9 protein-coding genes are annotated in these 15,350 nt (G+C 74.1%); 5 read left to right on the top strand and 4 right to left on the bottom strand.

Annotated features, from left to right (window positions below):
- The first annotated feature begins 1 nt into the window (after position 1).
- From IR158_RS15005 to IR158_RS14990, 4 genes are all read left to right on the top strand, one after another.
- Entirely contained in the window at positions 2 to 5,962 is a 5,961-nt protein-coding gene (locus tag IR158_RS15005; protein WP_291814217.1) for a VWA domain-containing protein, read from the top strand.
- Between the two features lie 115 nt (positions 5,963 to 6,077).
- Positions 6,078 to 6,995, top strand: a complete 918-nt coding sequence (locus tag IR158_RS15000; protein WP_291814216.1) for an SDR family oxidoreductase — start codon at positions 6,078 to 6,080, stop codon at positions 6,993 to 6,995.
- 103 nt (positions 6,996 to 7,098) lie between these two features.
- Positions 7,099 to 7,236, top strand: coding sequence for a hypothetical protein (locus IR158_RS14995; protein WP_291814215.1), 138 nt, complete (start codon positions 7,099 to 7,101; stop codon positions 7,234 to 7,236).
- A complete protein-coding gene (locus tag IR158_RS14990; RefSeq protein WP_291814562.1) occupies positions 7,217 to 8,875 on the top strand; it encodes a DNA polymerase ligase N-terminal domain-containing protein in 1,659 nt (552 codons plus the stop codon). Before IR158_RS14995 ends, IR158_RS14990 begins: the two co-directional genes overlap by 20 nt.
- Before the next feature lie 57 nt (positions 8,876 to 8,932).
- Here the strand turns inward: IR158_RS14990 and IR158_RS14985 are convergent, their stop codons facing one another.
- The 3 genes from IR158_RS14985 to IR158_RS14975 all read right to left on the bottom strand — a co-directional run bounded on the left by IR158_RS14985 (position 8,933) and on the right by IR158_RS14975 (position 12,046).
- On the bottom strand, positions 8,933 to 10,048 hold the full coding sequence (locus IR158_RS14985; protein ID WP_291814214.1) for a YihY/virulence factor BrkB family protein: 1,116 nt from the start codon (positions 10,046 to 10,048) through the stop codon (positions 8,933 to 8,935).
- A 174-nt stretch (positions 10,049 to 10,222) separates the two neighbouring features.
- Entirely contained in the window at positions 10,223 to 11,047 is an 825-nt protein-coding gene (locus IR158_RS14980) for a 5'/3'-nucleotidase SurE (RefSeq protein ID WP_291814213.1), read from the bottom strand.
- 45 nt (positions 11,048 to 11,092) lie between these two features.
- Positions 11,093 to 12,046 (bottom strand): PfkB family carbohydrate kinase, encoded by a 954-nt coding sequence (locus IR158_RS14975; RefSeq protein ID WP_291814212.1) that lies wholly within the window; start codon positions 12,044 to 12,046, stop codon positions 11,093 to 11,095.
- A gap of 284 nt (positions 12,047 to 12,330) precedes the next feature.
- Here IR158_RS14975 and IR158_RS14970 point away from each other — a divergent pair, with 284 nt between their 5' ends.
- Positions 12,331 to 13,992, top strand: coding sequence for a beta-xylosidase (locus IR158_RS14970; protein ID WP_291814211.1), 1,662 nt, complete (start codon positions 12,331 to 12,333; stop codon positions 13,990 to 13,992).
- Between the two features lie 49 nt (positions 13,993 to 14,041).
- On the opposite strand, the gene IR158_RS14965 is transcribed toward IR158_RS14970, so the two are convergent.
- Positions 14,042 to 15,310 carry a histidine kinase gene (locus IR158_RS14965; RefSeq protein ID WP_291814210.1) on the bottom strand — a complete coding sequence of 423 codons (1,269 nt, stop codon included), beginning with the start codon at positions 15,308 to 15,310 and terminating at the stop codon, positions 14,042 to 14,044.
- Positions 15,311 to 15,350 lie beyond the last annotated feature (40 nt).

The following is a 15,350-nucleotide window of genomic DNA, read 5'->3' as shown; positions in this document are numbered from 1 at the left end:
GGTGCTGCTGCTCAGCCTCACCGGCACGACGGCAGCACAGGGGAGCAGTTCCGCCGCAGCGCCGTTGGCGGTCCCCACGCCGACCGGGGACGAGGCCGTCATCACGGTCCGCGTCGGTGGCGACCGTGCCGGCACGACCGGCGTCACCGGGCTCGCGGGGGTGACCCTGCAGCTCTACGACGGGACCACGACGCCGACCACGCCGGTCGACGAGGACTGGGCCACCTGCGTCTCCGACGCCGACGGTGACTGCAGCTTCGTCGTGCCCGACACCGAGGCCGGCATCCGTGGCTGCACGCTGCTCAGCGGCGCCAACTGCGACCGCCGGTTCTGGGTGGTGCAGACCGGCGTGCCGGAGGGCTTCACCGCGAACACGGCGCTGCGCACGGGCAACGGCGACGGCACGGGCTCGCAGCTGACCCCGTACGAGTTCCGCACCGGGCGCTTCCTGCGCGCGGGCAACACGTACACCTCGCAGTCCGACTTCATGGTGGGCACCGGCAGCACCACCCGGAACGCGTCGGGCGGCACGTGGCAGCAGTCGCGCGTCAACCCGGCCCCGCTGCAGCAGTGCGGCCTGAACGTCGCGCTCATCCTCGACCTGTCGGGGTCGGTGACCTCCTCGCAGCTCGTCGACCTCAAGAACGCGGCGGACACGTTCGTCGACTCGCTCGTCGGCACGCCGTCGCAGATGGCGCTGCTCTCCTTCTCGACGGTGACCCCGGCCCAGGGCGCGACGCAGAACTACCCCGGTCTGGTCGAGGTGTCGACCCAGGCCGGTGCGGACGCCTTCAAGTCCCGCTACGCCTCGTGGACCGCGGGCGGCGGCACCAACTGGGACCGCGGGCTCGCGGCGGCGGCGGAGGCCGCCGGCGCGTACGACCTCGCGGTCGTCATCACCGACGGCGACCCCACGCTGTACTCGCAGCCGTCGCAGGGTCCGGGCAACTTCACGCGCCTGCGCGAGATGGAGAACGGGATCTTCTCGGCCAACGAGCTGAAGGCCGAGGGGACGCGCGTGCTGGCCGTCGGGGTGGGTGCCGGTGTTGCCGACGCCGCCACGGCCCGGAACCTGGCAGCGATCTCCGGTCCCACCGCCTACGACGGGACCAACCCGCTGGCCGCCGACTACTACCAGGTCGCCGACTACACGGTCGTCGGGCAGGCGCTGCGCCAGCTCGCGCTCGGGGAGTGCGCCGGATCCCTGTCGGTGGTCAAGCAGCTGGTCGGTGCCGCGGGTGACATCACGAGTGCGACGCCCGGCGGGGCAGGGTGGACGTTCGACGCGTCGACCACCACCACCGGCGTCTCGCTGGAGACGGGCAGTGCGACGACGGACTCGACGAGCGCGGTCAGCTTCCCCGTCACCTACGCGGGCGGCGTGACGTCCGGGACGATCGAGGTCCAGGAGCAGCCCCGCACCGGCACGACGCTCTTCCCCGTGGACGGCGCCAACGCGGTCTGCACCGACCTCGACACCGGCCAGCCCGTGCCCACCACGAACGCGGGGGGTGCCGGGTTCAGCGTCGACGTGCCGAGCACCGCGGCCGTGAGCTGCACGGTCTACAACCAGGAGCTGGCCTCCGCGTCCGTCACGGTCGACAAGGAGTGGGTGGTCAACGGTGCCGCCCCCGTCCCGGAGGGCAACCAGCCCTCCGGGCTCACGTCGCAGCTCACGCTCACCGGGCCGCAGGGCGCCGCCGCGACCCCGCAGCCCTGGCACGTGACGCGCACCGGGTACGTGGCAGGTCAGTCCGTCACGTTCGCCGAGGTCATCACCCTCGTCGCGCCCGACGTGGACCCCGACCTGTGCCAGGTCGAGGCGGCCGAGGTCGTCGCGGTCGACGGCCAGCCGGTGACCCCTGCCGACGTGCCCGCCGCCGGGTACCAGGCGACGCTGCACGAGGGCGCCAACACCTACACGGTCCGCAACATCGTGGTCTGCGAGGCGCGCCTGACGCTCACGAAGACGGTGGAGGGCAGTGCTGCCGCGAACCTGTGGACCCTGTCCGCGCTGCCGGGCCCCGACACCCCCGCGGGTCAGCTGCCCGGCCCGACGGGCCCGGCCGGAGCCGCCGCGGTGACCGACCAGGTGGTCACTCCCGACGTCACCTACCAGCTCGCGGAGTCCGGGGGTACACCGACGTACCTGCAGGACGACCAGCGGACCGACCTGGAGTCGAACCCGCTGTCGACCGGCTCGTGGAACTGCGTGCGCGTCGCCGCCGACGGGTCCACGGTCCCCGGTTTCAACGACGGGCTCAACGGCGGGGTCACCGTGCCGCTGGGCACGCGGGTGAGGTGCGCGGCGACCAACCGCACCGCGCAGATCGTGCTGGAGAAGGAGGTCGTGAACGACTCCGGCGGCACGGCCGTGGTGTCGGACTTCACGCTGCGGGCCGTGCCGAGCGCAACGCCGGCGGTCCCGGGGCTCACGGACGTCGAGGTCACCGGGGCGACCCCCGAGAACGCCCAGGTGAACGAGATCCGGCCGGGGCACCCGTACGCGTTGAGCGAGACCGGCCCCGACGGCTACACGCTCACCGAGATCCGCTGCACCGTGGGCGATGTGGAGCAGCCGCTCACAGAGGTGACCGTGCCGGCGGGGGAGACCGCCGTCTGCGTCTTCGTCAACGACGACGAGCCGGCCACGCTCACCCTGCGCAAGGTGGTCGAGGCCGGTGCCACCGGCGCGACCCAGACACCGGCGGACTGGACGCTGACGGCGACGCCGCAGGGCATCGCCGAGCAGGATCCCGTCTCCGGCAACGGTGCGGACGGGGTCACCGGCGTGGCGGTGCTGCCGGGCGGGTACGCGCTCTCGGAGTCCGCGGTCGCGGGCTTCGCCGCCGGGACGTGGACCTGTGCGACGGCCGACGGAACCGCGGTGGCCGTCACCGAGGGCGTCGTGGACCTGGGTGCCGGCGCGGACGTCACGTGCACCATCACGAACACCGCCCAGCCGTCGACGTTGACGCTGGTCAAGCAGGTCGTCAACGACGCGGGCGGGACCGCGACGGTCGCCGACTGGACGCTGACGGCGACCGGCCCGACCGCCGGCCTCAGCGGCGTGACCGGGGACGCTGCGGTCACGGACGCGCCCGTGGTGATCGGCAGCTACGCGCTGACCGAGTCCGGGCCCGCTGGCTACGTGGCCGGGGACTGGACGTGCGCGACGGACGAGGAGGCCGTGCCGGTGGCCGACGGTGCGGTGACCGTCGGGCTCGGCCAGGACGTCACGTGCACGATCGTCAACGAGGACGACCCGGCGCTCCTGACTCTGCGCAAGGTCGTCGAGCCCGGCACGACCGGTGCGACGCAGACGCCCGCGGACTGGACGCTGACGGCGACGCCGCAGGGCATCGTCGGGCAGGACCCGGTCTCCGGGGACGGCGAGGACGGCGTGACGGGCGTGGAGGTCTTCGCCGGGGGCTACGCGCTGTCGGAGTCGACGGTCGCCGGGTTCGACGCGGGGACGTGGACCTGTGAGACGGCCGACGGCACCGCCGTGACCGTCACCGCCGGCGTGGTCACACTGACCAACGGCGCGGACGTCACGTGCACCATCACGAACACCGCCCAGCCGTCGACGTTGACGCTGGTCAAGCAGGTCGTCAACGACGCGGGCGGGACCGCGACGGTCGCGGACTGGACGCTGACCGCGACCGGCCCGACCGCCGGCGTCAGCGGCGTGACCGGCGATGCGGCGGTCACCGATGCGACGGTGGCGATCGGCAGCTACGCGCTGACGGAGTCCGGGCCCGCCGGGTACGCGGCCGGGGACTGGACGTGCGCGACCGACGAGGCCGCCGTGCCGGTGGCGGACGGTGCGGTGACGATCGAGCTCGGGCAGGACGTGACGTGCACGATCGTCAACACGGACCAGCCGGCCGTGCTGACCCTGCGCAAGGTGGTCGAGGCCGGGACGACCGGTGCGACGCAGACGCCCGCGGACTGGACGCTGACCGCCACCCCGCAGCAGATCACGGGGCAGGACCCGGTCTCCGGGGACGGCGAGGACGGCGTGACGGGCGTGGAGGTCTTCGCCGGGGGCTACGCGCTGTCGGAGTCGACGGTCGCCGGGTTCGACGCGGGGACGTGGACCTGTGAGACGGCCGACGGCACCGCCGTGACCGTCACCGCCGGCGTGGTCACACTGACCAACGGCGCGGACGTCACGTGCACCATCACGAACACCGCCCAGCCGTCGACGTTGACGCTGGTCAAGCAGGTCGTCAACGACGCGGGCGGGACCGCGACGGTCGCCGACTGGACGCTGACGGCGACCGGCCCGACCGCCGGCCTCAGCGGCGTGACCGGTGCCCCGGCGGTCACCGGTGCGGCCGTGGCGATCGGCAGCTACGCGCTGACCGAGTCCGGGCCCGCCGGCTACGCGGCCGGGGACTGGACGTGCGCGACCGACGAGGCCGCCGTGCCGGTGGCCGACGGTGCCGTGACCATCGAGCTGGGGCAGGACGTGACGTGCACGATCGTCAACGCCGACCAGCCGGCCGTGCTGACCCTGCGCAAGGTGGTCGAGGCCGGGACCACCGGCGCCACCGAGACGCCGGCGGACTGGACCGTGCGGGCCGCGCCCGAAGGCATCGAGGGCCAGGAGATCGTCGAGGGCAACGGTGAGGACGGCGTGACAGCCGTCGAGGTCGTCGCCGGGACGTACGCCCTGTCGGAGTCGTTCGTCGACGGGTACGACGCGGGGACCTGGACCTGTGCGACGGCGACCGGTGAGGCCGTCACCGTCGACCAGGGGTCGGTCACCCTCGCCAACGGCGCGGACGTCACGTGCTCCATCACCAACACGGCCCGCCCGGCCACGTTGACGCTCGCCAAGCTCATCAGCAACGACAACGGCGGCACGGCACAGCCCCGCGACGTGGTGCTCACCGCGACGGGAGACACGGAGAGCCACACGGGCCGGACGGGCGACGACGAGATCACCACGGTGCCCGTCAGGGTCGGCGACTACGTCCTGGCGGAGGAGGGCCTGCCCGGGTACACGACCGGTGACTGGACGTGCTCCACCGAGCAGGGCGACGTGCCGGTGGACGAGAACAGCACGGTGTCCGTCGGGACAGGGCAGGACGTGGCCTGCTCCGTGCTCAACGAGGACCAGCCCGCGACGCTCACGCTGGTGAAGGAGGTCGCCAACGCCCACGGTGGGACCGCCGATCCCACCGACTGGACGCTGACGGCAGCCGGACCGAGCACGGTCACGGGGACCAGCGGCAGCAGTGCCGTCACCGGTGCCGCGGTGAACGCCGGTGCGTACGAGCTGTCGGAGGCCGACGGCCCGGCGGACTACACCGCCGGCGAGTGGACCTGTGAGGGCGGGGCGCGGTCCGGCAGCACCGTCACGGTGGCCAACGGGGAAGAGGTGACCTGCACCATCGTCAACACGTTCGACGCACCGCGTCTGACCCTGGTCAAGGTCGTCCTCAACGACGAGGGCGGCACCGCCGTCCCCGAGGACTGGACGCTGCGGGCGGACGGACCCGAGTCGGTCTCCGGAGCCACGCGGGGAGTGACCATCACCGACGTGCCCGTCGCGCCCGGGCGCTACACCCTCTCCGAGGTGGACGGTCCTGACGGGTACACCGAGCAGGGCTGGGAGTGCGAGGACGCCGCCGGCCCGGTCGCGCTCGACGGCGACGTCGTGGAGCTGGAGGCGGGCGACGTCACGACGTGCTTCGTCACCAACACCGACCGCCGGTCGACACCGACGCCGACACCGACGCCGACCGACCCGGACGTGCCCCCGAGCCCGACGCCGACGCCTCCGGCTGGGTCGACCGGTGGCGGGTCGTCGAGCGGAGGCTCGTGGCTCGCCGCGACGGGCGGCGCCAACCTGGGCCTGTGGGCCGCCGCGCTCGGGCTGCTGGCTATCGGTGGTGCTCTGGCGAGCTCCGCCCGCCAGCGCCGCCTGGGGGGGTCGGAAGGGGCGTGACCTGACCGGCACGGCCGGCGTGCGTCCAGATGCGAGGCCCCACGGGGCCGCGCAGACTGGACGGACGCCCGAGGACGCCGTGGCGTGCCACACGACACGACGAGGAGGACCCCTCGTGGCACAGGACACCGACACGACTCGCACGGACCAGCTCACCCTGCAGGACCCCGTGAAGCGCTACCCCTCGATCTCCCCTCCGCAGGACCAGCAGCCCGAACCGGGCTCGCAGCAGGAGCTCACGCCCGCCTCGGACATCGGCGAGCACTCGTACCGCGGTACGGGCCGCCTGACCGGCCGCAAGGCGCTCGTCACGGGCGGCGACTCCGGCATCGGCGCGGCGGTGGCCATCGGCTTCGCCCGCGAGGGCGCCGACGTCGCGATCGTGTACCTGCCGCAGGAGGAGCGCGACGCGCGGGAGGTCGAGCGGATCATCACCGAGTGCGGCCGCACGGCCGTGCTGCTGCCCGGCGACCTGACCGACGCCGACTTCTGCGCGAGCGTCGTCGACCGCGCCGCCGACGGGCTGGGCGGGCTCGACATCCTGGTGAACAACGCCGGCAAGCAGATCGCGACGCAGAGCATCGAGGAGATCACCGACGAGCAGCTCGAGTCGACGTACCAGGCGAACATCCTGGCGATGTTCCGGCTGGTGAAGGCGGCGCTCAAGCACCTGCAGCCGGGCTCGGCGATCATCAACACCACCTCCGTGCAGGCGTACCAGCCGTCGCCGACGCTGCTGGACTACGCGTCGACGAAGGCCGCGATCAACAACTTCACCAAGGGCCTGGCGCAGCAGCTCGCGCCCCAGGGCATCCGCGTCAACGCGGTCGCGCCCGGGCCCATCTGGACCCCGCTCCAGCCGTCGGGCGGTCAGCAGCCCGAGCAGCTGCCGGAGTTCGGCCAGTCGGTCCCGCTGGGTCGCGCCGGGCAGCCGACCGAGCTCGCTCCGGCGTACGTGTTCCTCGCGTCCCCGGAGTCGAGCTACGTCGTGGGGGAGACCCTCAACGTCAACGGCGGCTCGCCGACCCCCTGACCCCTGCGGCGCGGGGCGTGCGGCGGGCGTGTGGGGCGCACCGGTTGCGGTGCGTCCGCGCCCGCCGCACGCTGGCCGGACCACGAACCGCAGGAGGCACCCCGTGAGCGAGACCGACGACGGCCGCACCGGCAGCAGCACCGACGCCGAGGAACTGTCCGACGACGGCGTCGGCGGCACGACGACCGACGAGCCGAGCTCGTTCGAGCCGGAGGAGGACCCTGACGCCACCGCGGAGTGACCCCACGACGCAGGACGTCCCGCCCGACGAGCAGCCCGGGCGGGACGCCCTCGGCACGTACCGCTCGATGCGCGACTTCACGCGCACGGCCGAGCCGGCCGGTGCGGCCCCGGAGCCGTCCGACGGCCCCGAGCGGCGGTTCGTGGTGCAGCGGCACCGCGCGCGTCGCCTGCACTACGACGTGCGCTTCGAGATCGACGGCGTCCTGGTCAGCTGGGCCGTGCCGAAGGGCCCCACGCTGGACCCGAAGGCCCGACGCATGGCCGTGCACGTCGAGGACCACCCGCTGGAGTACGAGGCGTTCGAGGGAGTGATCCCGCACGGCCAGTACGGCGGCGGCGACGTCATCGTGTGGGACCGCGGGACGTGGCGGCCGTACAAGACCGACGACCCGGCCGCCGAGGTCCGCGGTGGCCAGCTCCACGCCGAGCTGGACGGCGACCGCCTGCGCGGCAAGTTCCTGCTGGTGCGCCGCGACGACGGCGACGGGCACGGCAAGGAGCAGTGGCTGATGCTCCACAAGCGCGACGAGCACGCGGTCGAGGGCTGGGACGCCGAGGACCATCCGACGTCGGTGGTGTCCGGCCGGACGAACGACGAGGTCGCCGCCGACCCGGACCGGATCTGGCGCTCGGGCGTGCCGGCCAGCGAGGCGGAGGTCGAGACGCACCCGGCGGTACCGGACGTCGCCGGGCCGTCGGACGACGAGCTCGCGGCGCTCGACGACCTGGGCGCGTCGGGCACGTGGGAGGTCTTCGGGCGCCGGCTGCGCGTCACCAACCTCGACAAGGAGCTCTTCGGCGGCCGTGACGACGAGCCGCCGGTGACGAAGCGGGAGCTGCTGCGGTACGCGGCCCGGATTGCGCCCGTCGCGCTGCCGTACCTCGCCGGGCGCCCCCTGAACATGCACCGCTACCCGCAGGGCGCCGGCACCCGCGGCTTCTGGCACAAGCAGCTGCCGGACCACGCGCCGGACTGGGTGCCGCGCTGGGACCGACCCGACGCCGACCCCGGCGAGTCCACGACCTATCTCGTGGTCGACGAGCCCGCCGCGCTGGTGTGGGCCGCCAACTTCGGAGCGCTCGAGTGGCACGCGTGGACGTCGCGCGCCACCGCGCCCGACCTGCCGACGTACGCGCTGATCGACCTCGACCCGGGGACGTCGACCTCCTGGGAGGACGTCCTGCTGCTGGCCCGGCTGCACCGCGACGCCTTCGAGCACGTCGGTGTGCGGGCCTTCCCCAAGCTGACCGGCCGGCGGGGCATCCAGGTGTGGGTGCCGATCACCGTCGGCCCGTCGTTCGACGAGACGCGCGCGTGGGTCGAGCGGCTGTCGCGGACCGTCGGCAAGGTCGTGCCCGACCTCGTCAGCTGGCGCTGGGAGGTGAGCGAGCGCGGCGGGCAGGCCCGCCTGGACTACACGCAGAACGCGGTCAACAAGACCCTGGTCGCGCCGTACAGCCCGCGGGCGTCCGCCGGGGCGCCGGTCTCGGCACCCATCACGTGGGACGAGCTCGACGCCGACTGGCTGCGGCCCGACGCGTTCACGGTGCGCACCGTGCTCGACCGGGTGGCCGAGCACGGCGACCTGTTCCGCGGCGTGCTCGCCGGCGACCAGGTGCTGCCGACCCTGCGCTGAGCGGGGACCGGCTGACGAGTCGGCGGCGACCCGCAGGTCCGTCGTCCGCCACCGCCCTCAGTCCCGCCGGGCGGCCGCGTCCCGCAGTGCCCGCCCGCGCTCGACGTCCTTCTCGAGACGCGCACGGCGCTTGTCGCTCGCCCGGGTGTCCCGCGGCGGCAGCTGCAGCGTGCGCTCGGCCGCCATGCCGGCCTGCAGCTCGCGACCCCGCTCGAGCTCGGCGTCGAGCTCGGCGCCGAACAGCAGCGCGAGGTTCGAGACCCACAGCCACAGCAGCAGGACGATGACGCCGGCGAGCGACCCGTACGTCGCGCCGTAGTCCGCGAACCGCGACACGTACAGCCCGAGGGCGGCCGACGCGAGCAGCCACACGACGATCGCGATCAGCGCGCCGACGCTCACCCAGCGGAACCGCGGCTGCCGGACGTTCGGCGTGCCGTGGTAGAGCAGCGCCACCGCCGTCACGACGAGCACGAGCACCAGCGGCCACTTCGCGACCTGCCACACGCTGACGACGGTGTCGCTGAGCCCGACCGCTCGGCCGACGCTCTCCGCGACGGGGCCCGACAGCGCGAGGAACGCGACGACGAGCACCGCGATGAGGACGAGCACGGTGGTCAGGACGAACAGCACGGGCCGCAGCTTCCAGATCGGCCTGCCCTCGTCGACCTCGTAGATGCGGTTCATGCCCCGCCCGAAGGCGGTCACGTACCCCGACGCCGACCACAGCGCGACCACGAGACCGACGACGAGCGCGAGCCCGGCGGACGGGGCGTCGGCGAGGTTCTGCAGGATCGGCTCGAGCGTCTCGACCGCGGAGCCGGCCCCGGAGTCGCGCGCGAGGTCGGTGATGCGGGTGACGGCCTCGTCCGGGTCGGACACGAGCCCCAGCAGCGAGACCACCGCCAGCAGCGCCGGGGCGAGCGCGAGGACCGCGTAGTACGTGAGGGCGGCCGCGAGGTCGGTGCACTGGTCGTCCAGGAACTCCCGGACAGTGGTGCGCAGCACGTACCCCCAGGAGGGCTTGCGCAGCTGGGCGGGGGAGTCCGGCTTGCGGGGGTCGTCGGGCGCGGGCAGGTCCGCCTTGCGCGCGGCGGCCCCCGCCTCGTCGTCGCCGCCGGGGCCGACGGCCGCGGTGCCGTCGCCTGCCGCCGTGGTGCGGGTGTCGTCCATGTCGCCCCCTGAGCGCAGTCGTGCGTCGGCGGTCCGGCCGCGCCGCGGCCGCGACGCCACTGGCTGCCGTGCCGGTGCGTCCGGCGGGCCGAGCGGCCGTTCCCTGACCTGACGTTCACGCTACGTCGCGGTCCGCGAGGCGCAAGCGGACGCCGGTGCAGGTCTCTGCCTGCTTCATCGCGCGGGCGGTGGGCCGTCCCAGGACGGGAGCGGCGCGTCGGGGTCGTCGGCCGGCGCACGCAGCTGCGTGAGCGTCGCCCAGCCGTGCGCGAGCAGCACGGAGTCGGTGGGCAGCTCACCCGTCGGACCCGGGGCGTCGGGGTCGATCTCCTCGTCCGTCCGGGCGTCGGCACCGGCGAAGGTCTCGACGTCGGCGTACGTCAGGCGCAGCGCACCACCGGTCCGGTCGACCGTGGCCTGCACCGCACCCAGCCGAGCCAGCGGCGCGCGGCGCAGGCCCCGCACGCGCTCGGGCGGCAGGTCCGGCACGTTGAGGTTGAGGACGCGGTCGGTCGGGGCGTGCTCCTGCGCCCACGCCAGGACGGGTGCGAGCACGGCGCCCGCGGTGTCCCAGTGCCGGGGGGCGGAGCTCGCCAGCGAGACCGCGATGCCACGGATGCCGTGCAGCGCGCCGGCCATGGCGGCACCCGCCGTGCCGGAGTGCAGCACCAGGTGCCCGGTGTTCTGCCCGCGGTTCACGCCCGACAGCAGCAGGTCCGGGCGGCGCCCGAACGCCCCGAACGCGCCGTAGTAGGCGATCAGCGCCGGGGCGGCGCCCACGGCGTAGGACGGCACGTCGTCCGGCACGCCCGGCGGTGTGCGCTCGGTGACGGCGAGGCTGCCGTCCTCCTGCGCGCCGTGCAGCGACGCGCTCGCCCCGGAGTACTCCCGTGCCGGGGCCGCCACCGTCACGTCGTGGCCCGCGGCCCGCGCGGTCGCGACGAGCACCGCCAGGCCGGGGGAGTCGATCCCGTCGTCGTTGGTCACCAGCACGTGCACGTGTCCTCCGGGGGTCGTCGGGTGGGGTGCGGGGCGGGCGCGCCGTCAGCCGGAGCCGCGGGACTCGAGCGTCACGTCCTGCGCGAGCCGCTCGACGTGCTCGCGCCGACCGGTCCCGAGGCCGTGCCGGGTCACGTTGAGCGCCCCGGCCGCGACGCCGAGGCGCACGGCCTGCGCCAGGTCCGCACCGCTCGCGATCGCGACCGCCAGGCCGGCGGTCATCGAGTCGCCCGCGCCGTGGTGGTCGACGACGGACAGCTCGGGCGCCCGTGCCTCGAGGACGTCGTCGGCCGTCACGAGCAGGGTGGGTTGGTCGGCGCGCGAGACGACGACCGCGTCGAGAGCGTCACCGAGCACCCGGCGGGCGGCCTTGACGAGCGCGGGCACGCGGTCGCTGGTGGCCAGGCCGGTGTCCTGCAGCTCCTCGTGGCTGATCTTCAGCACCGTGCCACCCGCGGCGGCGAACGCCTGGGCGGCGTCGCCCGACAGGTCGGCGACCACCCGGCGCCCGGCGGCGCGCAGGTCTGTGGCGAGACGTCCGACGAGGTCGGCGGGGACCACGTCGGCCGGGTCGGCGCCGGTGAGCACGACCACGTCGGACTCCAGGCCCTCCATGAGGACGGTGCCGTACAGGTCGTCCACCTCGTGGCGGTCGAGGGCCGCCGCGGCGACGCGCACCACCTCGGCGCGCTGGCCCTCCCGCCGGTCGTGCACGTACCCGCCGGCGCCGCCGGAGGCGAGCGTGCGCCGGACCCGCGGCCCCTCGGACTCGGCGAGGAACGCGGCGACCGTGCCGGTCTCCCCGCCGAACGGCCCGCACACCACGACGTCGGCGCCGAGCGACTCCGCCATGCGCGCGACCCACAGCCCCTGCCCGCCGGGGTGCACGTGCAGGTCGGGCTCGGCGGACGCGCCCGCGCCCGCCTCGATGGTCACGGTGAGGTGGGGAGTGGGTGCGAGCACGCAGACGGTCGGACGGGGCGTGGTGGACGTGGGCACGCCAGCAGCATGCCTGCCCGGGCCCGGGCGCGCACGGCCTGCGGGTGCGGGTGCGGTCGACTCCCGGACCACGAGCGTGGTGGCGAGCTCGACGTACCGGGGACGGCTGACGACGGGCCATCGTGGCACCTCCTCATCGAAACTGTTTCGATGTCGCGGGTGGACGGTGGGTGCCGGGCAGCGACGCGACGATGCCGCCTTGACCGCCCCGAGCAGCACCCGTACAGTCGCGCCCGGTAACCCGATCGGTGCGAAACAGTTTCGCCGTTGGACGAGGAGACGTCATGGACCCCGCGCGCCACGACAGCGCCCGCCCGCTGACGGTCGACGGGTCGGCGCCGGACGGCCGCGCGCTGCACCACGTGTGGAACGAGTGCGTCGGTGCGGGCCGTGCCAACGAGGCGCTGCGCGCGGACTGGCAGGCGCACTTCCGTGAGGCCGTCGAGGTGCTGGGTGCCCGGCACGTGCGGTTCCACGGGCTCTTCCACGACGACATGTTCGTGTACCGCGGCGACGACGGTGGCGGTGGCGGTTTCGGCCCCCCGACCCCGCTGGCCGAGCCGGTCCACACCTTCGGCTACGTCGACAAGGTCTTCGACTTCATCCTGTCCACGGGCGCCCGGCCGTTCGTCGAGCTCGGCTTCATGCCGCGCGACCTGGCGACGCAGACCGAGACGCTGTTCTGGTGGAAGGCGCACTGCAGCCCGCCCACCGACATGGGCCGCTGGGCCGACCTCGTGTCGGCCACCGTGCGGCACTGGATCGAGCGCTACGGCATCGACGAGGTGCTGCAGTGGCGGTTCGAGGTGTGGAACGAGCCGAACCTGGTCCCGCTGTTCTGGACCGGCACCCGCACGCAGTACTTCGAGCTGTACGAGGCGAGCGTCCGTGCCATCAAGGCCATCGACGAGCGGCTGCTCGTCGGCGGTCCGTCCACCAGCGTCTTCGTGCCCGACGCCCGCTACGCCGGGGAGTACGAGGACCGCACGGCGTCGATCGCCACCGGCGAGGCCGAGGACCCCGACGCCCTGGACTGGCGCCCGGTGTGGATCGAGGAGTTCCTCGCGTGGTGCGCCGAGCGCGACCTGCCGGTCGACTTCGTCACCGCGCACCTGTACCCCACGGACTACGCCGCGACGCCCAGCGGAGGCGCCAAGGAGATCAGCCGCTACGTCGACGCGACGTACGACGACCTCACGCTGCTGCGCAGCATCCTGGCGAGCAGCCCCTACCCGGACGCCGAGGTCCACATCACCGAGTGGTCGACCTCGCCGTCGAGCCGCGACCGCTCGCACGACACGCTGTTCGCCGCGACGTACATCACGCGCGCCTACCTGCGCTGCGCCCAGCTCGCCGACTCCATCTCGTACTGGACGTTCACGGACGTCTTCGAGGAGGGCGGCGCGGGCCTCGGGCCGTTCCACGGCGGGTTCGGGCTCGTCAACGAGCAGGGCCTGCACAAGCCGACGTTCCACGCCTTCGCGATGCTCGCGCAGCTCGGCGACGAGGTCCTGGCGGACCTGCCGCACGGCGTGCTGACGCGCGACACCGCGACCGGCCGCGTCGCGGGCGTCCTGCACCACTACCCCGACGAGATGGGCGGCCGGTCCGTCAGGTCGGAGAACACCTACGCCGCGGCGCGTGGCCTGGCCGGGGTCGGCACGCACCGGCGCGTGCAGCACACCGTCGCCGGGCTGCCCGCGGGGGCGACGTTCGACGTCACCCAGCTCGACTGGGAGCACGGCAACGTGGCCGAGGCGTGGCACGCGATGGGGGAGCCGGTCAACCTGACGCTCCCGCAGACCGCCACGCTGCGGGACGCGGCCGACGGCCTGCTGCGTCGCACGCTCACCGCGTCGGACGACGGCGTCCTGGAGATCGACCTCGACCTGCCGCCGTGGGCGGTCGTGGGGATCGTCCAGACGGGACCGCGTCCGGCACCCTGAACCGCGGCCGCGCCCGTCCTCCTCGTCGTCCTCGACGGGCGCGGCCGCATCACACGCCCGACGACGTCGTGGCGTGCTCGTCGGCGGGCACCACCCAGGGCAACGACGCCCGCACGACGAAGGTCCCGTCCGGCTGCCGCCCCGCCTCGAGCTCCCCGCCGGTGAGGTCCAGCCGTTCGGCGAGGCCGGTCAGGCCCCAGCCGGAGGTGGGCAGGGCGGCGGTGGGTGCGGTGGTGGGGACGGGGTTGGTGACCTCGAGGGCGATGCGTTCGCCGGGGGCGCCGTGCAGGCGCACGTGCACGGGGGCGCCGGGGGCGTGCTTGCGGGCGTTGGTCAAGGTCTCCTGCACGACGCGGTACAGGTGGCGGCTGGTCGAGACGGGCAGGCGGGTCAGGTCGTCCTCGCCGACGCGGTCCAGGACGAACGTGACGGGGGACCCGGCGGCGCGGGTGCCCTCGACGAGCTCGTCGACCTGCGCGAACGTGGGTTGGGGGCGGGACTGCTCGTCGGTGGCGGTGGTGTCGCGCAGCAGGCCCAGGACCTCGCGCAGCTCTCCGAGGGCCTCGTGGGCGTTCTCGCGCACGACGGCGGCGGTCTCGCGGACCTGCTCGGGGTCCAGCCCGGCGCGGTACTCCAGGGCGCCGGAGTGCAGGGCGACCAGGGACAGGCGGTGGGCCAGCACGTCGTGCATCTCGCGGGCGATGCGGTTGCGTTCGGCGGCGCGGGCGCCGTCGTCGCGGGCGTCGGCCTCGCGCCGCGCGATCGCGGCCTGCTCGCGCAGCGAGGCCACGAGCGCGCGCCGGCCCCCGATGAACATCCCCGTCACCACCACCAGCGCGACGAACACCACCTGCACGGCCACCACCGTCAGGTCGAGGTGGGTCATCTCCCCGCCCGGGTCCGTGACGTAGGTGCTGATCGCGCGCTCACCGACGAGGGAGGCGCCGAACCACAGGAGCGCCACCGGCACGATCTCCGCCCAGCGCCGCCGCGTCGCGAGGGAGACGACCGCGAGGGTCGTGATCCCGATGGAGAACGACGAGAACGAGCCGATCGTGACCACGGTGCCTGTCACCGCGAGCGGTGCGCGGCGCCGCAGGACGTACAGGACGGCGCACACCATCAGGCACAGGGCGTCGAGGGCGAACCAGACCGCGGCCCGCACGCTGGTCTCCATCGCGGGGTAGGCCTCGAGGGCCGTCCCGTAGGTGATCAGGCCGACGAGCAGACCGCCCGGGACCGCAACGAGCAGACGCCACGTGTGCGCCCACACGCGCCGCGCACGGCTGGGCCGCGGCGGTCCCACAGGGCTGGTCATGCGGGCACGTCGCGTGCGCCGCGAGTGACGCGGACCAGTC

The organism is Cellulomonas sp., from assembly GCF_015234515.1.
Taxonomy (GTDB): domain Bacteria; phylum Actinomycetota; class Actinomycetes; order Actinomycetales; family Cellulomonadaceae; genus Cellulomonas.
Note: the sequence above shows the minus strand (reverse complement) of the source record. Positions and strands in the feature narration are given on the sequence as shown.